Origin of the sequence: Piscinibacter sp. (genome assembly GCF_050175855.1) — a bacterium.
In the GTDB taxonomy this organism is placed as follows: domain Bacteria; phylum Pseudomonadota; class Gammaproteobacteria; order Burkholderiales; family Burkholderiaceae_C; genus Piscinibacter.
On sequence record NZ_JBFXIO010000037.1, the window covers coordinates 1 to 19,066 of the forward strand.

At 64.9% G+C, this 19,066-nt stretch carries 17 protein-coding genes and 2 pseudogenes; 8 read left to right on the top strand and 11 right to left on the bottom strand.

All coding sequences use genetic code 11. The annotated features are described in order from the left end of the window. Positions 1–814 (bottom strand): annotated as a pseudogene (locus tag AB7U92_RS05065) (hypothetical protein); the annotation flags it as partial. Between the two features lie 724 nt (positions 815–1,538). On the opposite strand from AB7U92_RS05065, the gene AB7U92_RS05070 reads away from it, so the two are divergent. Next, the gene (locus AB7U92_RS05070; protein ID WP_428575097.1) at positions 1,539–2,183 is read left to right on the top strand and encodes a class I SAM-dependent methyltransferase; all 645 of its coding nucleotides are present in this window, start codon (positions 1,539–1,541) and stop codon (positions 2,181–2,183) included. Here AB7U92_RS05070 and AB7U92_RS05075 read toward each other — a convergent pair. Then, entirely contained in the window at positions 2,180–3,274 is a 1,095-nt protein-coding gene (locus AB7U92_RS05075; protein ID WP_428575098.1) for a hypothetical protein, read from the bottom strand. The genes AB7U92_RS05070 and AB7U92_RS05075 overlap by 4 nt on opposite strands. A gap of 1,089 nt (positions 3,275–4,363) precedes the next feature. Here AB7U92_RS05075 and AB7U92_RS05080 point away from each other — a divergent pair. Beyond that, positions 4,364–5,248 (top strand): PD-(D/E)XK nuclease-like domain-containing protein, encoded by an 885-nt coding sequence (locus AB7U92_RS05080; protein WP_428575099.1) that lies wholly within the window; start codon positions 4,364–4,366, stop codon positions 5,246–5,248. Between the two features lie 142 nt (positions 5,249–5,390). On the opposite strand, the gene AB7U92_RS05085 is transcribed toward AB7U92_RS05080, so the two are convergent. Together AB7U92_RS05085 and AB7U92_RS05090 are read right to left on the bottom strand one after the other, a co-directional pair. Continuing rightward, complete coding sequence (locus tag AB7U92_RS05085) at positions 5,391–5,735, bottom strand: H-NS family nucleoid-associated regulatory protein (RefSeq protein WP_428575100.1); 345 nt, start codon at positions 5,733–5,735, stop codon at positions 5,391–5,393. Between the two features lie 153 nt (positions 5,736–5,888). Then, positions 5,889–7,034 (bottom strand): integrase domain-containing protein, encoded by a 1,146-nt coding sequence (locus AB7U92_RS05090; RefSeq protein ID WP_428575101.1) that lies wholly within the window; start codon positions 7,032–7,034, stop codon positions 5,889–5,891. Between the two features lie 1,137 nt (positions 7,035–8,171). Here AB7U92_RS05090 and AB7U92_RS05095 point away from each other — a divergent pair. From AB7U92_RS05095 to AB7U92_RS05115, 5 genes are all read left to right on the top strand, one after another. Next, positions 8,172–9,215 carry a PRTRC system protein D gene (locus AB7U92_RS05095; protein ID WP_428575102.1) on the top strand — a complete coding sequence of 348 codons (1,044 nt, stop codon included), beginning with the start codon at positions 8,172–8,174 and terminating at the stop codon, positions 9,213–9,215. 30 nt (positions 9,216–9,245) lie between these two features. Next, positions 9,246–9,551, top strand: coding sequence for a hypothetical protein (locus AB7U92_RS05100; RefSeq protein ID WP_428575103.1), 306 nt, complete (start codon positions 9,246–9,248; stop codon positions 9,549–9,551). A gap of 10 nt (positions 9,552–9,561) precedes the next feature. After that, positions 9,562–9,984, top strand: coding sequence for a CFI-box-CTERM domain-containing protein (locus AB7U92_RS05105; protein WP_428575104.1), 423 nt, complete (start codon positions 9,562–9,564; stop codon positions 9,982–9,984). Further along, entirely contained in the window at positions 9,981–10,529 is a 549-nt protein-coding gene (locus AB7U92_RS05110) for a PD-(D/E)XK nuclease family protein (protein WP_428575105.1), read from the top strand. Before AB7U92_RS05105 ends, AB7U92_RS05110 begins: the two co-directional genes overlap by 4 nt. A gap of 146 nt (positions 10,530–10,675) precedes the next feature. After that, complete coding sequence (locus AB7U92_RS05115; RefSeq protein ID WP_428575106.1) at positions 10,676–10,975, top strand: hypothetical protein; 300 nt, start codon at positions 10,676–10,678, stop codon at positions 10,973–10,975. Between the two features lie 21 nt (positions 10,976–10,996). On the opposite strand, the gene AB7U92_RS05120 is transcribed toward AB7U92_RS05115, so the two are convergent. Both AB7U92_RS05120 and AB7U92_RS05125 read right to left on the bottom strand, forming a co-directional pair. After that, positions 10,997–12,025, bottom strand: coding sequence for a S49 family peptidase (locus AB7U92_RS05120; protein ID WP_428575107.1), 1,029 nt, complete (start codon positions 12,023–12,025; stop codon positions 10,997–10,999). Positions 12,026–12,175: 150 nt separating this feature from the next. Beyond that, positions 12,176–12,790 (bottom strand): hypothetical protein, encoded by a 615-nt coding sequence (locus AB7U92_RS05125; protein ID WP_428575108.1) that lies wholly within the window; start codon positions 12,788–12,790, stop codon positions 12,176–12,178. Between the two features lie 97 nt (positions 12,791–12,887). Here AB7U92_RS05125 and AB7U92_RS05130 point away from each other — a divergent pair, with 97 nt between their 5' ends. Continuing rightward, positions 12,888–13,172: a hypothetical protein gene (locus AB7U92_RS05130; RefSeq protein WP_298824097.1), complete on the top strand. Its 285-nt coding sequence runs from the start codon at positions 12,888–12,890 to the stop codon at positions 13,170–13,172. Positions 13,173–13,194: 22 nt separating this feature from the next. Here AB7U92_RS05130 and AB7U92_RS05135 read toward each other — a convergent pair whose 3' ends face one another. The 5 genes and pseudogenes from AB7U92_RS05135 to AB7U92_RS05155 all read right to left on the bottom strand — a co-directional run. Then, positions 13,195–16,092, bottom strand: a complete 2,898-nt coding sequence (locus tag AB7U92_RS05135) for a conjugal transfer protein TraG N-terminal domain-containing protein (RefSeq protein WP_428575109.1) — start codon at positions 16,090–16,092, stop codon at positions 13,195–13,197. Between the two features lie 28 nt (positions 16,093–16,120). Next, the gene (locus AB7U92_RS05140; RefSeq protein ID WP_428575110.1) at positions 16,121–17,557 is read right to left on the bottom strand and encodes a conjugal transfer protein TraH; all 1,437 of its coding nucleotides are present in this window, start codon (positions 17,555–17,557) and stop codon (positions 16,121–16,123) included. A 10-nt stretch (positions 17,558–17,567) separates the two neighbouring features. Further along, entirely contained in the window at positions 17,568–18,563 is a 996-nt protein-coding gene (traF, locus tag AB7U92_RS05145) for a conjugal transfer protein TraF (protein WP_428575111.1), read from the bottom strand. Continuing rightward, the gene (locus AB7U92_RS05150; protein WP_428575112.1) at positions 18,466–18,849 is read right to left on the bottom strand and encodes a hypothetical protein; all 384 of its coding nucleotides are present in this window, start codon (positions 18,847–18,849) and stop codon (positions 18,466–18,468) included. The genes traF and AB7U92_RS05150 overlap by 98 nt, the downstream gene beginning before the upstream one ends. Before the next feature lie 2 nt (positions 18,850–18,851). Then, positions 18,852–19,066, bottom strand: a pseudogene (locus tag AB7U92_RS05155) (hypothetical protein); the annotation flags it as partial.

Sequence of the window (19,066 nt, forward strand, 5' to 3'; positions counted from 1 at the left end):
CGAGCAAGTCGCGCATGGGGAGGTGGGCGCCATTCAGCCGCGCAAGGTCGATCAGGTCTTCGAGGCGCCGGACGAAGAGATTGCCGTCGGCGGTGCCCATCGCACGCCGTCGGTTGTTGGCGTTCGGGCACTGCCGCTCGTGTTCGTTCAGCGGGCATCCGTCGCAGTGGTCCCAGTCCGGGTGTTCGGTTACCGCCTTGATCACCGTGCGGAATGAATGGCGCTGCGCCGCGCCGCCCAGGTCATTGAGCATCAGCCCAGGAATCGTTCGACCAGGCTCGAGGAACGCGCGCTGCACATCTTCGAGCAGCCGCGAGGGCGAGCCGTCCTCCGGCGAGCGGAAGGTGCGCAGCCGATCAAGAATCTGGCCGTGATTGCAAGCGATGACATAGCCGACCGGATGGTCTGGCACGAGGGCGGAGGACTGGAGGCCGGCCAGCACGGCGAGCCCCTGTTCTGGCGTCAACTCGCTGAGGTCCTTGACGAAGGTGAGGGAGCGTCCGCTAGCCAGTTCGAGGGCCTTGGTCTTCTCGTGCCGATCCCAACCCTTAGGGTCACCGCCCAGTCGCTCCCAGAGCTTCCGGGCGTGGTACGTCTTGCCATCACCCGCGGTGCCGGCGATCAGGACCGACCGCACCTCTCCTGCTTCCAGCTTCGCCGCCATGGTGTCGACAGTTGGTGTCGGCAGTTCGATGGGGCGCACCTGCGCCCGCTTGAGCGCTGCGTTGATGTGCTCGTCGAACAGGTTGCCGTTGGTCGGCAGCGGCCCGTAGTTGCGCAGGAATCGAATCCAGTGTGCTGCGGGTGGCGTCACGGCCCCCTCCCCTGAGTTGCTCCGTGCCCGTTCCGGGTCGGCGGATGGATTTCCGCACCATTCTCGCCCTTGACAGGGCAGGTCTCTCTGGCAGGAGGAGAATTGTCGCTTGTTGTAAGCTGATCACGACATCGCAGGAAGCCCCAGTGTCTGGGCACGTGCTTTGCATAGAGCGGAGGCGAGGGTGACCGCGCCCCCTCTTGTCGTCCAGGCGCCTCGCCCTACGTAGTGCAAGATCCCTCCACGGCTGGGGCGCCTTTCGAGCACCTGCGACAACCGACGATGGGTGTTTGAACGATGTCTGAAGCGGGCGAGACTTTGGTGCGGCTCCGTGGCAGCAACGCTGGCCACGTGCTCTTTGAGGTGAGAGGTCGGGCCGGCGAGGTACTCGCGACGAGCGCGCCATATCCGACGATCTGTCGCCTTGAGGCGGCGCTCGCGACCATGTGTGCGGCGGGAGGCGCCGCGTGGCGAAGCACGCCGAGTTCATCGGATGAGACCTTGCTGCAGGTCGGGCGTCGAAGAGTCTCCCTCCAGGGGACGCTCACCGACGACGAGGTTCAACTTGTCATCCAGGCGGTTGCGGGCGCGCGGATCCTTGACGAGCGCCCTGAAGCTCGAAGGCGTCAAGACCTGACTGGCCTCCGATGCGATTTCTCACATGGATAGGTGGCTCACCTCCTGAGCCACCCGGCGGGCATACTGGCGCTCGAAAGGGCTAGGAATGAACAACCTCGAGCAGACCATCGAACCCACGGGAGAGCCGGGCGTGGCCGCGACGGATGCGTTCTACCGCGAGAACGCCCAAGCGTACTTCGATCGCACCTTCAACCTTTCCATGGATCACCTCTACCGGCCATTTTTGGATGTGGTCGGAGAGCATGGCCGCATTTTGGACGTGGGTTCTGGGTCAGGTCGCGACGTCAAGGCCTTCCGCGCCATGGGTTACGAAGCGTTCGGGCTAGAGCCTTCGCCAGAGCTCGCTGCATTGGCGACGCGCCATGTGGGACCGTATTTCACTGTGGCGCGCGCGGAGTCCTTTGTGACGAAGGATAGGTTCGACGCCATCTGGGCATGTGCATCGCTCTTGCATCTGACGCGCGCACAGCTGTACAGCACTATCCGTCGGCTGCGTGGTCTGCTTAAGCCTGGTGGGATCTTCTTCGCCACTGTCCAGGCCGGCGCGGGCGAGCATGTGCAACTGGATGGTCGCCGGTACACGTACTACAGCGGCCCAGAGTTCGAGGGCGCGCTCATTGAGAGCGGCCTCCAAATCCTCCGTGCATGGCAAAGCAACGACGTGATGCGGCCCGACGGTCCGCTATGGGTCAATGTCCTTGCGCGGCTCGGATCTGAGATCTCCAACTAGGCCTTCGGCTGGCCATCTGCCACCCTGCCTAGCTCGGTAAGAAGCTCTTCGGCGCCTGCGCGCACGAGTCTTTGAATGTTGTTGGGAAAGGCGGCGGCCTCTCGGACTTTGAGTGGAACGGTAGGCAAAGCTACCGCTTCCCCTTGAGGGCGCTTCGCTGCTGCATGCAATTCCCTGAGGACCTCGAAATGTGCCAAGTACCTGCCAAAGGCACCCAGTAGCTCGGCGTGGTGGGGCATCACCAAGCCGGCCTTCTCTCCGATCAACTTTGAGATCGTGCTGCCTATGTCGACGATCCTGTCGAAGTAGCCATCGACGCCAAGCCCGCGGCCGTAGACGGTGCTCCAGTCCATGACCGTTCGAAACTTTCGCCAGCGGCCCAATTCCTCGTCGTAGATTTCAAAGAATCGACCATCCGGATCGACGTCTGCAGGTCGCTCGGACTCGGCGGCTAACGTGAGATCTCGGAAGCGCTTGGGGTCCTGACTGATGAGCGCTTCATTCATCCGACGGTAAACCTCGTTGGAGCCGTCGAACAGCGCCCTCAATGGCCCGTAGAGTTCCATGAACTGACGCACCCGCCAGTCGAAAAGCGTCTGCAGCACATCATGGCCTGCCTTTTTGTCGGCCAAAGACTGTTCGAGGTTCGCTCTCTTGGTCGCCTGCTCATCCTGGTGATTGAGCAATCGAGCCTGCATGAGGTAGCCGATGCCTCCGGTAATGAGTCCGCCCAGCACGACAGACGCCAGCGTGCTCAACGGTGTCAGCCACCACGCTGACGGTAGCTTGCCGTCGATTCGCGCGACAGCCAACTCAAGGTTCTTTTGGGATCTTGCTAGTTCAGCGAGCGAGGGCTGTAGGCCCTGGGCACCCACCGATGCCAATGCCACCGGATTCGGGTTGGCCTGGGTCGTCGCAGCCGGAGCCGTTGCGGCGGAGGCGGGAGCGCCAGGCGCTGCCGCCGTCTGCGCACCCACCAGCGGTGCCAATGTGGCAAGACCAAGCGCGATCCACCAAGTTTTCATTTCCTCCCCCCCTACAGACCATTGCTCGGCGATTGTGCCGTCCTCTGGCGGGCAGCCTTCGCACATCTCAGGTGTCTTGCCGAACGCGATCTTTGCAGACTGGCTGACGCGATGTGCGCGTGGACTTGTTGGGGCGAAGCCGTGGCACTTCGTTGGACCGCTCCGCCGGATGATGGCGGTTAGCCGGAACAGAGAGTACTGGACGTTAGCGGAGACACGCTGCCGAGGCTGGAGGTCAACGCTGCCACCTCGGCAGGCTCTTGACGGGGCTCCCACCCTGAGTCGAACGATGGAACGCCCTCCAACGGGGATGCACCGTCCCATGGAGGCGATGTCCCCGGGTATCCGGCAGCTTTGGCTTGGGTTTGCTCCGCAGTCCACGAAGGAAGGTGAGCGACGCCGGCGCCGAGCCCCAAGCTTGGTAGCGTCGCAGGTAGCGGCTGTCCTGGCCATTGCGCTACGTTCGTGCTCGATTCAGCTACGGTGGCCACCGGGCTTACCTCGAACATGAAGAGAGGCGAGCGGTCGGTCTTGTCGCCACCAGTCCTACCGATGCCCACGTCCAAGAAGGAAGTCGGTCCCCAGATCGAGCCGGCTTGGCGTTGCGGCGTAGGGTGACGCTTCTTCGAGAAGACGGCGGCCTTCAGGCGGGTCGACTTAGGCGGCGGGGGTTGTTGCGCCGGCAGCCGAGTTGGCTCGCCACTTCCCGTTCGATCTGCGTTTCGGCTTCCCTGGGAGAGCTCGATCTCCGTCCGGCACTGAGGAGCATCGTCGGCAGGGGCGCGAGATGAGGGTTGGCGCCCGTCCGACGACGGCTCCTCATGCAGAGGCCGGCCAAGCTCGCGAAGCCTGCGCCTTAGGCGTTCCAGCAGAGAGTTCACCAACCGTCTCCTGACCTCGAGGTGGGCATCGGCGAGCCAGCGCAACGTCGCGGTGCCGACCCAGTGACTATGCAAGGACGGCCGAGGTTCGTCCAACCGAAACGACCCACTTGGCCCCCGCCGAAACCAGCCGCCGTCGCCGGGCACCGGATGCAGCGGATCAGAGTGTCTGGGCGCCCTGGCTCCGCTTGCGTTGGGATCGCGCCCGCCGATCTTGAATACGCAGTCTCTCTTCGTATCGTGATCAGGTAGCAACAGCGACATGGAGACCGTGATGAGCAGTGACCTGCACGACGACGACACCGAGACGATGGAGGCGTGCGACGTGCCGGCCACGCCAGCCCGCGAGGTTCCCGACATCCCCTTCGGTGTGACGCGCGGCATGAGCAACGAGGACTACCACGGCGACCGCAGCGCCGTCTCCTCGACCCAGCTCAAGCGCATGCTGATCAGCCCTGCGCACTTCCTCAGCGGCATCACCGATCCGGAAGAGTCCACCGAAGCGCTGCTGTTCGGCTCGGTGCTGCACGGCCGGCTGCTGGAGCCCGACACCTTCGAGTCGCGGTTCTTCGCGATGCCCAAGGTCAACCGCGCCAGGAAGGAAGGCAAGCAGCGCTATGCCGAATGCATGGTGCAGGCGGCCGGGCGCACCGTGTACCCCGAGGCCTGGAAGGAGCCCATCGAGCGGATCATCGACAACGCGATGACCCATCGCAAGGCGCGCGAACTGCTGGCCAAGGGCGAGGCCGAGGTGGCGCTGGTCTGGCTGGACCCCGACACCGGGATCAAGTGCAAGATCAAGATCGACTGGTGGCACGACGCCCGCACGCTCGCCGACGTGAAGTCCGCCGAGGACGTGACCTTCGAAGGCTTCCGCCGTTCCTGCGCAAGGCTAGGCTACGCGCTGTCCGCGGCGATGTACTGCGAGGGCGTCTACCAGCTCACCGGCGAGGAACCCGAGTGGGCCTTCATCGCTTGCGAGAAGGGCCGGCCGAACACCGTCGCCGTCTACCGTGCGATGCGCCCGTTCCTGGAGCGCGGCCGCAGCGACTTCCGGCGGGCATTGCATCGGCTGGCCGAGTGCCGGGCGCGAGGGCACTTTCCGATGCTGCAGGCCGAGGGCGAGTGGGAGGACATCGACCTGCCGCGCTGGGCGTGACCCGAGGGGCCTGCAATGACCTTTGCAGGCGCCCAGCCGCTGGCGGCCAGCTTCAGCCTGCTCGGCTGGTGCAACGGGACTGCAGCCCCGCGCCGGAAGAGCCCGCCATCGCCTGGGTGCCCGACCAGGGGCACCGACAGACTCAGCTTACGGCGAAGTCCGCGAGCTGCTTGCCTTCTTCGAGCCGAGCGACCAGCCACCGGGGCTTGTTGCCGCGGCCGGTCCAGGTGTTGTCGCCGTCGCGGTACTTGATCGCCACGGGCTTGACCTTCGCGGCCGACTTGCGCGCCGGCGCCTTTTTGGCCGCGGCCCGGCCAGTCGAGGCCTTCTTGGCCTTGCCGAACAACTGGTCGGGCGTGATGCCGTAGTGCTCGATGGCCGTGCGGATCCGGGCGATGACTTCCTTGACCTCTTTTGCCTTGAGCGCCTCTGCCTCGGCCTGGAGTTTCTGAATCTGGGCCTGAAGCTGGCCGTACGACTTTGCCAAATCGTTCTCCTGTAACGCCGCAAGTCTACGTTGGCGAAGGCCAGTTTCGATTGCGTGATCGAGAGCCGGCCAATGCGCCGCGAGGGCATTGAGCTCGAATGCTTCCGGCTCGCGCTGTGTGGAACATGTCGAACGTTGGACATGGCGGCCCCCTCACGCAGTCGGAGGCGCGACGGCCTCGTCGCCCGCTACCGGCGCGGTGGCGCGCGCATGGGCCTGGCTCTTGCCTAAATACGCATCCGAAATCGCGATGCGGCCGTGACCCAGCTCAGAAGCGACGGCCAGGCGCGCAGTGGTGTCGTCGTCGCCATTGCCGGCACCGCCACGCACGGGCGACGGCTCGCCGGTCAGTTCCTCGTAGCGGTCGTTGGCGTGCTGGTGCCGCAGGCCGTGCGCGGTGACCCCCAGGGCAGCCTTCGTGATGCCGAAGCGGCGTAGGACGTTGTAGAAGCGGTTGGCGTTCTGCGTCGCGGTGCGGCCGGGAGCGCCCACGTACTGGCCCGGGGCCACCGACTGCAGGGCGCGTTGCAGAAGGTTCTCCTGCTCGGGCGTCTGCACGGGAATGTCACGCGGGCGGCCGCCTTTGGTGCCGTAGCGCACCCGCAGGAACCGCTCGCAGTCCGGGAAGTGCTGCGCGTCACGCGGGTTTGCCTCGTCGCGGGTGATCACCGCCATGTGCGGCCGGAAGTGCCGGGCCTCCTTGGCGCGCAGGCCGAAGTGGTAGCAGAGCTCGAGCTGGATGCCGACCCACGGGTCGTAGGCCGTGACCTCGGCGATCTTGGCCTCGACCTCGACGCTGCGGGCGATCCAGCTGCGGTCGAAGTTGGCCGTGCGGTCGCGGTGCACGTAGTGCGAGTCGTCACCGAAGTAGGTGGCGACGTCGCGGACCATGCCCGGCCGGCCGATCCAGGCCGCGTAGGTGCGCAGGAAGCTCAGGTAGTTGTGGACCGTGGCCACCGAGAGCTTGCGCTCGGCCCACAGCCGCGCGACGGCCTGCACCTGGCGGTTCGTGAGGATGCGCGGGTCGGCCTCGCGGAACGTGGTGTTGAAGCGCAGGTCATCCCAGAACTTGAAGTAGAAGCGCTCGCGGTCGAGCATGGTCTTCTGGGAGACGGTCTTGATGAGCTTGGAGTGCTCCTGGTTGTGGATCACGAGCACGCAATGGAGCACGCGCTTCCAGTCGCGCGTGCCCTGCGGCGCCGTGTCGAGGACGTTCTGCGGGTTCCTCGGCGCGCCCGCCGGCGACCGCCGCGCATAGACCAGCTTCTTCGGCGGGGCCTTCTGTTTCTTCGACGACATCTCTTGCTCCGTTGACGGCCGGCGAGCCACTTCAGCCGCGTCAAAGGGTGCGGACGCGAAAGTCCAGCTCGCACGTGCGTCCAGGGTCGCGCGAGCAGGTCGAAGGTCAAGGGCACGGCCGCACCGCCGACCCTCGTGCGCGGTGCGTTGTTTCAAGCGTTCGGCCGCGCGGAGCGGCCTGGCAGGCGTTAAAAAATCTCTGTTCCCCGCAGCTCGCCGCCGTGCTTCCACGGCGGTGAACGACATGACGCTCACACCTCGAGGGATGCGACGCGCCCACCTCGGTCCATGCCGAGGCGTTTCTGGGAGTTCGTGGGGTACCGTCTTTCGCCGCTTGAAACGCACTCCTGCCATCGGAGCGCACGGGGACACGCCTGGAATCGGTCGCACCACCTCAGACGGGCAGTGATGACCGAGAACCCTCAAGGGGTTGACGACGTTGGCGACGGTGTTGTCGCGAGCAGCGCGATGGCTGCTCAGCGGATGGCCTCAGCCGCGGCGTTGCCGCCAACGAAGGCCACTCAGGCAGATCCGATTGACGGATCGAGATGGGGAGATAGGGGCACCGCGACTGGCGCGGCAGGGCCTCGAAGGGCCGGGGCTTGAAGTGCAGGTCACGACTGCGAACGGCGGGTTCTCGGAGTCCGCAACACCGGCCTGCTTGCATTGAGAGCTGTGGCAGGCAGCACAGGCTCGGGAGGAAGTTGAACCCAGGCGAGGCTCGGTTGTCAACACCGGGAGGGCTTGAACAATGGCGCTGCTCTAGCGGTGGTTAGTGTGTCGCCGGCCTTGCCGAATCCAATCTCCTCTGGCCTTGACTTCCTTGCTTCCCCGTCTAGCTATCGAAGGCGCGAGCAAGGTCAAGTACGAGAGCTATGGTCCATCACCGAATCAGGACGAAAGCTGCAGCCAGGATGCGGCGCGGAGCTGCTGATGCCGCCATGTGTGAGGGACATCGGCGACGCGGTGCCGGCGCTGTCTTGGTGAATGTCCGTCGCAAGTGCCGCGTCCAAAGCGCGTGGCGTGCTGCGGGCCGCAGAAAGCCGGGGGGCTACGACCCGCCTTTCCGGGTTGGCTTCGCGTGGACTCTTGGCGATGCTGTCGCCATCGGTCAACGCAATGTGGAGAGCAACGTCCATGGAAGCAATCGTGAGAGCCATCGATGTGGGTTTCGGGAACACCAAGTACGTGCTGGCTGCGCAAGGTGGAAGGGTCGAATGCGCGCACTTCGCCTCGATCGCCTATGACAGTGCGCACGACAACTCGAACGATGCACTCGGCAGCAAGCGCAAGACGGTCTGCGTGCCGGTGGGCGGCATGTGGTACGAGGTGGGGCCCGACGTTGCGCTTGCGGCCGACGGCTTCGTGGGCCGGAACCATCACGACGACTACATACGCACCCCCGAGTACCGGGCGTTCACGGCGGGGGCCCTTCACTTCATGAAGGTCGACAGGGTCGACCTGCTGGTGCTCGGACTGCCGGTGGTGGACTACATGCGCCGCAGGGCGGAACTGCAGAAGGCAATGACGGGCAAATTCGAGGTGGGCCGCAATCGTACGGTCGAGGTCAAACGGGTGTTGGTCGTGGCGCAACCACAAGGGGCCATGTATGCCGTCTTCGGGGATCAGGCGAACGCAAAGCTCCGGCATGGCAGAACCTTGGTCATCGACGCCGGCTCGCGCACCTTCGACTGGCTGGTGACGCTGGACAGCAAGGTGGTTGGCAAGATGAGCGACTCGGTCAACCGTGGGGTGCACGACATACTGCTCAAGATTGCCGCCGCGATCGCGAGCGAGACTGGCAGGGGCTACCTGAACCTGGAGGCGATCGACAGGGCACTGAGGAGCCGCAAGCCCCTGCGCGCCTACAAGCGGAGCGTCGACCTCAAGAAGTTCGACAACACGATCGAGAAGATCGCCGACCAGGCCGTCTCGATGCTCCATGGCAAGCTGGGCGCGACAGACGACCTGGAGCACATCGTGGTGGTGGGTGGCGGGATGCATCTGTACCGCGCATCGATTCGGCGGAAGTTCCCCGAGATCGCCATCAGCGAGGTGGACGAACCCCTCTATGCGAACGTGAAGGGCTTCCAGCTGATGGGCGAGCAGTACGTGCGTGAGAACCCACAGCTGTTCGCCACGGCGCCGGCCCGCGCCGAGGTGGCCCCGGTCGGAGCGTAGCCGGCCATGGGAGCCCAACCGAAAATCGTGATGCAGGTGACCATCAGTGCGGAAGAGTGCCCCGAGCTCCATCGAGAACTCATCGGCATGACAGCTGCTCGAAGGCGCGTGAAGCGGCTTCTTGGCCTGGCCAGCGTCGGTCTCCTGGTCGAGCAGGGGCGCCTCGCTGGCGTGGCGACCTCGAGCCGGGGCCACGCAGCGCCGCCGATCTCGATGGCGCTGAAGCCGCTGGGGCAGTTCGGCGCCGCACCGCTGGTGGAGCCCCACGGTGCCATCGCCGGCCAGAGCATCGCCGAGATGACCGATGCGTTCGGGGAAGTGGATGAGAAGGACTGATCGAGATCTGGTGAGCGCCAGCGAGCTGGCGCAGCTCGGCTACTGTGAACGCGTGGCGCACTTCGACTGGCGCTACGGTGCGAAGCGATCGCCAGAGCAACTCGTGGCGCAGGATCGGGGGAACGCGGCGCACGACCAGTTCTACCAGGACAGCTTGGCCATCGCGCGAGCGAGCGAGCGGAAGGGCCGGTGCTTCGTCGCGACCCTGGCGCTTGGCGAGTGTGCCGAGACCAGTGCGCTGCGGGCGTTCCGGGACCTCTACCTGCGACGCACCGCGCCAGGCCGGCGGTTCATCGCGACGTACTACCGCCTCGGGCCCGCGGCGTGTGACCTGCTGAGCCGACATCCGCGGATGCTCTCGGCCGTGAGGCTCGGACTCGTCCTGGCGGGCCGGATGGCCGCATGGGTGGTCGCACGAAGGCTGGCACGATGAGCGATGCCGGGGCGGGCGCTTTGCTCTTGCTGGCACTGCTGCTCTTCGCAGCGGCATACAGCTGGCTCAGGAGCCAGCGTGATCGGCCGGACGAGGGCTGGTTGCCGCGCGAGATTGCCGACGGTGAGCTGGCGTTCGCCGAAAAGCGGTTCGAGTCGAAGCGCCTTGGCCTGGTGGCCCGGCTCGACCGCGCGTATCGCCAAGGCGGCGAGCTCCACCTGGTGGAACTGAAAACCCGCGGCTACTTCGCGGCGCACGCCTCGGATGCCATCGAGCTCTCGGTGCAACGCTTGGTCCTGCAAGAGGAGACCGGCGAGCGAGTTTCCTCGGTGGCCTACGTGGCGGTCAAACAGCATGGCCAGGGACAACCTCGGGCGATCCGCGTGGACCTGTTCGACGAGGACGAAGTGATGGCCATGCGCCGCAGGCTGCTTGAGCTGAGGCGAGGTCAGGGCCATGCGCCAACGCCGGCGATGCGCCGGAAGGCGTGCGACAAGTGCGGGCATCGGGCCGTCTGCCAAAGCACCTTCGGAGACCGGCAGTAGCGGCCAGGCGCTTGGCGGTCGCGCGGCGGCGTGGCGCGGGCAGATCCTGGATCGCATACACCGCCAAGGCCGGTCTGGCCCTGGGTGCCAAGGCAGAGGGAAGCGACCACTGGGCTCGCTAGACTTGGCGCAATTCCGAGCCTTCGATGTACATCACCGACCTCACACACTTCCTCGATGAGTCCGGCGCAATTGCGCCGATCAAGGGCGCGGCGCGCGCGATGGCCCAGTTCGTCGTTGAGGTCGTCGCCCACGCCACGGACGAATCGGATGCCTCGCCGGCGGCACCGACGTGCTTCAAGTGCAAGAAGGGTACGGTCACCGCGGTGCGGGCTGTGGACGATGCCGTTGTGTGGAAGTGCCCGAAGTGCGAGGCAGAGGGCAGGATCTCGAAGTGGCAGGGGACGCTCTGGGACCTGACGGCACGACCTCAGTCGTCGGACTGACGATCGGCCAAGCTGGCGGTCCTATTGGACCGTGGGGCCGCTCAGCGCGAGCCGCCTGACCGCGCCGGCAATGGCGTCTTGCAGAGAGCGCGTCAGGAAGGGTGACGAGTCGGCGCTCGGCCCGTAGTCGTAGGTCTTCATGCCCCAGTGCGTGGCCACGAAGTCATCAACCGTGGCCACGCCGTCGACTAGGCCCAGTTCCTTGGCCTCGGGGCCTGGCCAGACCTCACCAGTGCCGAAGTCGACACCCGACTTCAGGGCTTGGCCCCGGCGGGCCTTCACCTCGGCCAGGAAGAAGCCGCCCATCTGGTCGACGAGTTGCTGGGCCTTCCGGTCGACCTCGGGACTGACCGGGGTGAACGGGTTGAGGAAGGCCTTGAGCTTGCCGGAGGCGTAGACCCGCTGCGCGACGTCGACCTTGGCGATGGCCTTGTCCAACTGCCACGGGGCCATGATCGCGCCGATCGATCCGACGAACGAGTACTTCGCGGCGATGATCCTGTCCGCGTTCAGCGCGACCATGTAGGCAGCGCTGGCGCCCAGGTTGTTGATCACCGCGACCACTTCCTTCCGGTGCTTAGCCTTGAGCCCGTTGATGGCCGTCGAGATGCGTTCGGCCTCGACGGGCGCTCCGCCCGGGCTGTCGATGTGCAGCACGACGCCCTTCACGTTCGGATTGCCGAAAGCCTTTTCGAGGATCGGGATGATGTTCTCGGCCGAGGCCCGCTCCGTGGCGCCGATGGGGCCCTCGATGCGGACGACGCCCACGACGTTCCCGAATGGCCCCCAGCGAAAGCCGGTGGAGTTCAGGAAGAACAGGAAGTACAAGAGACCGAGCAGCACCGGCGCGCCGAAGAACATGGCCTGGAACAGGTTGCGCCAGCGGCGCTCGGCCTTTCGTTCCTTGGCGGCCAGTTCAGCCGAGCGTTCGAAGGACTGGCGCTGCTCCCGCATCTCTCGGAGCACCTCGAGCACGACCGAAGGGAACGTGGTGGGCTCGCCGTTCCGCGCGGTCGGGACCGTGGGCTCGGTGGGGGTTGGGGTGGACATCGCGCTCTCCTTGCCGGACGGCCTGTGCCGAGGACAAGAAGATAGAACGACGAGCCCGAGGCTTCCACTCGAAAGGCGGGTGCTAGTCCCCCCCGAAAGTCGCCGGTGAAATTGCGATTTGGAGCGGAGCGCGTCCTGGGCGCACGAGCGCTATTTGCAGGAGCCGCCTTGAAGGATCGACGACAAGGACATCTTGTCGCAGTCCTTCTTGGCTTGGGAACCGGAGTCAGTTCTCGACGGGCCTCGATCGCCCTGCTGTGCTGCAGCGGCCAGTCGAGTCTTCAGCGATTCCATCGGGTCAGCTCGCTCAAGCGAATTCAGTTTGTCTACGAGTTCTGCGTGCTTGAGGATCGTGCACCGAAGCTCAAACCCAGGATACGTGAGATCTCCAAGTGACAGTGTCACCTCGGTTCTCGATATAGCTGCGACCGCGCACGATGAATTTGCCAATTCCGTGAGGGACCGAATATCGACGTTGCTTGCCGAGTCCCCCTGGACCATCAACAGTTGCCCGTTCTTGCACTTGCCAGCGACAAACTCACCGGCAAGGCGAAAGTACGCGTCGACCTTGTCCTTGGTTTGCGCGACGGATGGAACCAGCGTCTTCGATCCCAAGTACAGGTTGGTGTGGTGCGTGAGGTCGCACACCGAGTCATCGGTCGTCTTGTTCGGCCGCAGGGCGACCGCCAGCGCTTGCTGGGTAGGGATGACGTTGGCAAAGAGCGCCAGCGATCCGCAGAGCAGGAGGGTACGCGTGGGACTCATAGACGCTCCCTTGACCACATGCCGAAGCTAGTATATGAAGTCATCTGGTCGACAGGGCGCACGCTGTCGCAGATTGTTTCATCCAGGGCGCGGTGTCATGGCACGGTTCAAGATGGCGGCGTGGACGTTTGGCGTAGTCGGAGCGCTGGCTGCGGCTACTGTCAGCGATCGAGGCGCGTTCGTCATCGGCTTTTTCTGGCTGATGTTCGGCGGCATTGCAGGGCTGCTGGTCTTGCTTGCGCGGCGTGCAGACGTGGTCGTTGAATCGCCAAAGGTCGACGTGCGAAACCCTTTCACGGACCAACTCGGTGTTCATCGATATCCCGGCGATGTGCTGGATGTTGAGAATCATCCAACACCGGGCGCGCATGGGCGCTATTGAGTAGTTGGACGTTGCACCAACCTCAATTTCGCTTCCCGCTCTTAGGGGTCATTCGAGGAATCTCGGGAGTCGCCTGAATTGCTCTCGACCGCTCCGATGCCTCCTGTCGCGCGCGGGCCTCGTTTGCTTCTCGCAGAGCTGCATCAGGGCCGACATCAAGTAGCTCCCGAGCATTTTCTGCAAGCGTTGCTGCGTCGTCACGTAGTTGGCGAAGATTTCCAAGTTGCTGAGACCTCTTGGTTGAAACTGTGCCGTCGGGGTTGCGGACGATGTCGTTTCGGGCGTCAAAGGTGGCTGCGGCAGTCTCGCGTGATTCAGCTTCGGTCCGACGCCGTTGCAAATCGCTCTGCACTTGGGCAAGTGCTCCAGATGGCTGTGGTGCGACCAGAGGTGCGCCGCTGAGCCTCTTGCCGACGGCGCGGTCATTGGCCGCATCGGTGCCGACGACGCGATCGCGCGAGAAGATCGCGTCATCCTTGTTGGTCGACGCGATAGACCTCACGTCGTCGAAGGTCGTTGGCAACGCCGAACCGGATGCTGTTCGAGTCGGGGGAAGCGCTCGCGATGCCAACTCACTGGCCATCGCCGCCTGGAGCGCGAGGCTGTCAGAACCGTATTCGCTGGCCAGGCGTTGGTAGCGTTGGATGAAGTCAGAGTTGGCTGGCAACTGCGCCAAGTCGATGGAAAGCACCTCGCCGGTCTCATGTGCCTTGGACAACCTCTCGGCGATCGCGCTCCGCTCAGCGTAGCTCGACTGCGTGGATTCCAAACGACCTACCGCGGTCGACATGCGAGATGCAAGTTCGTCGCCTTCTCGCTGGTCGTTTCCAAGCGCGCGCACAAGCGACTGATCTCGCGTGGCTCGCTCTGCGAAGGACCTGAACTCACGAAGTTGATCCGCCCCCAGTTCGTTCGCCACCTTCTGCTCGGTTTCATCCAGCGATCGTGTGTAGCTCTTCCCGGCGGAGCCGGATGCGTTCGCCCTCAGTGGGCTAATGCCAGGCGCACCGACGCCACCTGAGAGCTGGAAGGCGATGTTCGCGACCTGTTGAGCGCTCAAACCAGTGGTCCGCGCCACAGACTCGGTAATGCTGCGCAGCCTATCCGCAGCCGAGCCAATGTCCGTACTCGTGCTCACTGCCTGACCATCTCCGCGGGTAGTGGAGCGGAAGCGGCTAGAGCCGCGCGACATCGTGTCCACGAGAACCGAGGAGAGGTCATTCGAGGCGGAGACAGCTTCACTTCGTGCCGCCTCGGCCGACCTCGATGCCTCTTGAACAGACGACTGTGTGACGCGTGACGACACAACGCGCGACGTAGCGCTCTCATTACGCAGGTAGGAGGTGGCCTGTGCGCCGCTGGCCGTTGTCGTGACCCAGTTGCCGTCCAGATCCTGCTGGCGACTGACCCATGGGTTTGAGGTTGAGGGGCTGATGGTGCGCTGATCCATCGAGACGTTGCCCATGCTGGTATTGCCCGTGGCCGCGGCCGCAGATGCATTCCCGGACATCGAGGCTGCCTGAAGGCCCTGCAGCCCACCCATGACGGCAGAGCCGAAGTTGACCATCCGGTTGGCCAGTGACCAGGCGAGCATCGGGATGCCGATGATCAGGTACGACACGACCGCCTGCGAGGAGATCGAGTTCGAATAGATGGGAGACGCTGTCTGCAGCGAGAGTGCCTTCACGCCTCCGCCGATCTCGGCAGCCGCAGCCTGGTCGATCTGGCCATAAAGCGTCGCCATGTAGTTGAGGATCGCGAACAGCGGCGGCCAGAGCTGGATCGAGACCAATGCGATCGCATAGCCGGAGAGGATCATGATCGTGGTCCGCCCGCTCGACACGAACAGCAGAAGCACGACGAGGGGGAAGACTGCGTAGCACATCGCCTCCGCCACGTTGCGCACCACTGGGAGCGCCTGCGACGAGATCTTGGCGCCGTTGATCCAGGATGCGTTCTGGGCCGCGACGGATTGCGCGCGGCCGGTGGCCAGCATCATGCAGGCAGGGTCGTTGATGCGCTGGCAGCCCATCTCGCCAGCGTCGTTGATCGCGTTGACGATGGCGTTCTGGCGGATCAGATCCGCTGCGGTAGCAGCTGCGCCCGCGATCTGGGATCGGATGTAGGCCTGGGGAATCTGATTCAGGACGGCCGCCTGTGCGGCCGCTGCGGGGAGGTCGGGGTTCAGCTTCTGCCCGAGGCGCGCCGTCAACGCGTTGACCTGTGCGGGCAGGCGGCCCGCGATGGATGCGTACGCAGCGTCGCAGGTCGTCGTGGTCACGCCTGCACCGGCGGTGATCACGGTGAACCTCGCCGGATTGGTGGCAGCCATCGCCGCCCACAGGTTGTCCGATGTCGAGAAGGCGGCGGCGGCGATCGTGCCGTCCGCGATGTCGTAGGCGGTGCAGTTGTTGGCGAAGTTGATGATGTCGTTCAAGACCCCGGGATCCGGGATCGAGATGCTTCGCGTTTCCTGAATCAGTCGGCTGCCGAACATCAGGCCGTTTTGTTGGTAGGACAGTTCCCCAGGCAGGGAGGCGGGCCCTGGCAGGGTCTGGAAGGCCGTCTCGAAGAGCTCGGTGATGGTGTTGCCAATCGTGCTCGTCAAGCCACCGAGCGCTGCCATGCCGAACGGCACGTTCGCGATGACGCGGTTGGGAGTGCCCCCGGTCTTGTCCACTACGGCCACCGTCACGCGGGGGACGAAGAGCACGCCGTAGATCAGCACTACTGACACGAGCCACCGCCATCCGACCAGCTTCTCGGGCTGGAACATGTAGGCCACCATCGCAACGGCGAAGCCGCAGAAGGCCACGGCGGCGATGGCACTCATGTAGGTGCCCGAGGCCATGATCGCGGCGATGGCGTTGAAGATGCCTGCCAGCGCTTCGCTGTTGTGGTACGCGAAGACTTCCCACATGACTGTTCCTCGGTCGCCTGCGCGGGGCCTACTTGGTGCTGCGGCTGGAGTAGCCGAGCATGTCCAGTGCGTGCAGCGACATGCTCGAGCGCAGGTTGCGCTCCAGGCGTTCCATGTCGGTTGCCACGGTTGAGACTGCGGTGACCTTGCGGTACAGGGTGGCCTGCTCTTGCTGGAGCAGGCTCATGAACTTCTGGACATCTTCGCGCTGCTGTCGTGCCAACTTCCTCTGTTCATCGTTCAGACGATGCTGCTTGGTGAGGGCCGAGATCGCGACGTTCGCGAACTGGTTGAGAAACGTGAACGCGTAGTCGGCAGCGATGACCTCCCGGTAGTTGCCGATCATCATGTCGGCGAGGCCCGAGCCTGGGATGGTGTTGCCGATCGACAGCATGCGCCACACAGGGATGCTGGTGCTGTTCACGAAGCCGACGGCCGCGGAGTTGTTTGGGATCGCCGTGCGGGTGCGGATGTTGTCCGAGATCAGCTGCATGATGTCGGACACCTTCTTGGTGAGCGGCTGGTGCACGTAGGTGTTGTCGCGCGTCACCGAGTCGCAGTCGGTGTAGTTGTTGCAGCGGAGCAGTTGGAGGTTGATGTTGCCGCCGGCGGCGTCGGATTGGCCGTACAGCAGCTGGGCCACGGTCGTGATGCTCGGGCCGATGTACTCGGGATCGCGGTTGGCTGTCTCCGCCGGAAAGATCACCGCACCCACGATGCTCATCACGAGTTCGCGGGCGGGATCGTCCAGCGTGTCGATCGACTTGAGGGCACGCCAGGTGAAGTTGCCGACAAAGGGCGCTTGTGCGGCGATGTTCGCGTCGGCACTTGACCGTGCGGAGCCGAGGATCGAGGGGCTGTCCGACGCGCAGCGGCGCATGGCGGCGTCGATGTCGCTCTCCATGCCCATCTGCATCGCCAGCTTTGCGCAGGCACGCTGCGAGTCGTAGCCGACCGCCTCCGCCGCGGAGGACACGAGCGCGGTCGCGGTTTCGCAGGAGTTGATGCGCGCGTTGTTGATCCAGGTCTCCAGGCCCTTGGCCCACTTGGTCAGCCCGCCGAGCAGCGGCGAGACAGCCTCCAGCGCGAGCTGAAACGCGATCCCGGGCAGGGCTGAGGTGATGTTCCGCAGCATGTTGCGGAACTCGTTGGCGGAGATGTGCGAGAACGAGCCGCCGAAGAGGTCGATGCCACCGCAGCCGCCCTTGGCCGTCGGGAACTGAATCGCGGCGAGTTGGTAGGTCTTGTTGGGCGAGCGCAGGTAGAGGTTGCCGCCGGTGTAGGTGTTGAACGTCTGGCCCTTGAAAGCACCAGGCGCGGTGTAGTTGCCGATGGCGCCCAGGTTGTTGAACATGGTGTTCACCTCGGCGTTGAGATCCCCGGCGTAGCTCAGCGGGGCCGCAAGTGCCACGGCGGACGCAACGATGACGGCGACCAGCTTGCGAACCAGGATTCGTGCTGACATGGGCGTCTCCCTACTGCAGGTTGACCCGCCGGGTGATGGACGGTGCGTAGGCGTCGGCGCCCGGGGCGGTGACGGTCGTGATGCGCTCGATGAGCTGCGACTCGGACAGGACGCCGAAGCCGATCGGCGTGATCTTTCCGGTGTAGGGCTCGGCCAGGTAGATGGCCGGCACCTGGGTGACCTGCAGCGTGCGTGCGATGCCGTTGTCGCGCCGGAAAGTGGGGAAGCTCGGCAAGCCCTTGCCGTCCACGCTGATCGGGACGATCTGGATGCCGAAGCGCGCGCTGAAAGCCTCCAGCGTCGGCGAGAAGGCGTGGCAGTACGGGCAGTCCGAGCGGAAGAAGAAGAACAGGACGTGCGTGCGCGCCAGGTCGGTTAGCGATTGGACGCGGCTGGTGGCCTGCTCGCGATCGAAGACTTCGATGGCGCGCGAGTTCACCGGCCGCCCCTGCAGCGTCATGTCCAGGTCCGGCGTCGCCCAGGCCACCCGTTGGGCCACATCCGAGAAGTAGCTGGCCTGGCGCACCACCTGCGCCTCGAGCTGCATGTAGCGCCGGACGTTGTCTTCGCTCGGCCGGATGATGGCGATGTTGCGGTACTCCTCCAGGCGCTTCTGCAGCTGTTCGAACTCGATGAGCTCGGGCGCACGCGTGTCCCGGCGCCTGGCCTCAGGTTTGGGCAAGGCGGGCTTGGCCGGCGCCGGCGGGAGGACCTCGGGTTCGGGCTCCTCGTAGAAGTGCCAGCCACGCCGAAAGTCATCCCAGAAGAGGGCCCTGGAGGTGGCTGGACTTTGCGCGGGTGCGACCGCTACCGCGGCGTCGGCCTGGGCGTGTGACAGCGCTGGCAGGAGGAGGCCAAGAAGGGCTGCGAGCGCGGCGAGGCAACGGGTCGTGGACACGGGCGGCTCCTCATGTGAGTGACTTGGGCGGCTGGCCGTCGCGGCAGTAGTTGATGCCGAAGTCGACGGTGTTGCGCCGGGGCGTGGTCTGGCCGGGCAACTGCACACCGTCCTGGGCGAAGGACAGCTTGAGACGGGCGCATCCCGCCTGGGCGTAGCGCTTGACCGTCGAGACGTCGATCAAGATCGGCCCGGTCGCCTTGAAGTGCTTGGTGATGCTCTCGGCATCCTTGCTGGTGAGGACACCTTGCGCGGTCCCCGTCGGCGAGTCGAGCGCGGCGATCATCAGCACGCGGACGTCGGTGACCGGCACGCGGCCGCCGTCGACCAGCTGGGCGGTGGCCACCGACGCAGCGGCCAAGGCGATGAGCGGTGCAAGGCGGTTGAGCTTCATGATCAGCACTTCCCCTGGCCGAAGTAGCAGCTCGGTACCCGGGCCCCGTTGTTGGTCTGGATCGCCGAGAGGTTGGGACTCTTCGCGACGAGCGAGGCGTAAAACTCGCTCAGATCCATGCGGGCGAAGTCGAGCGACTGGAGCTGCGCGATGCTGAAGCCCGAGCAATCGGGGTTGCGCGCATCGCCCCACCCCTTGCTAATCTGGCCGCGGCCCT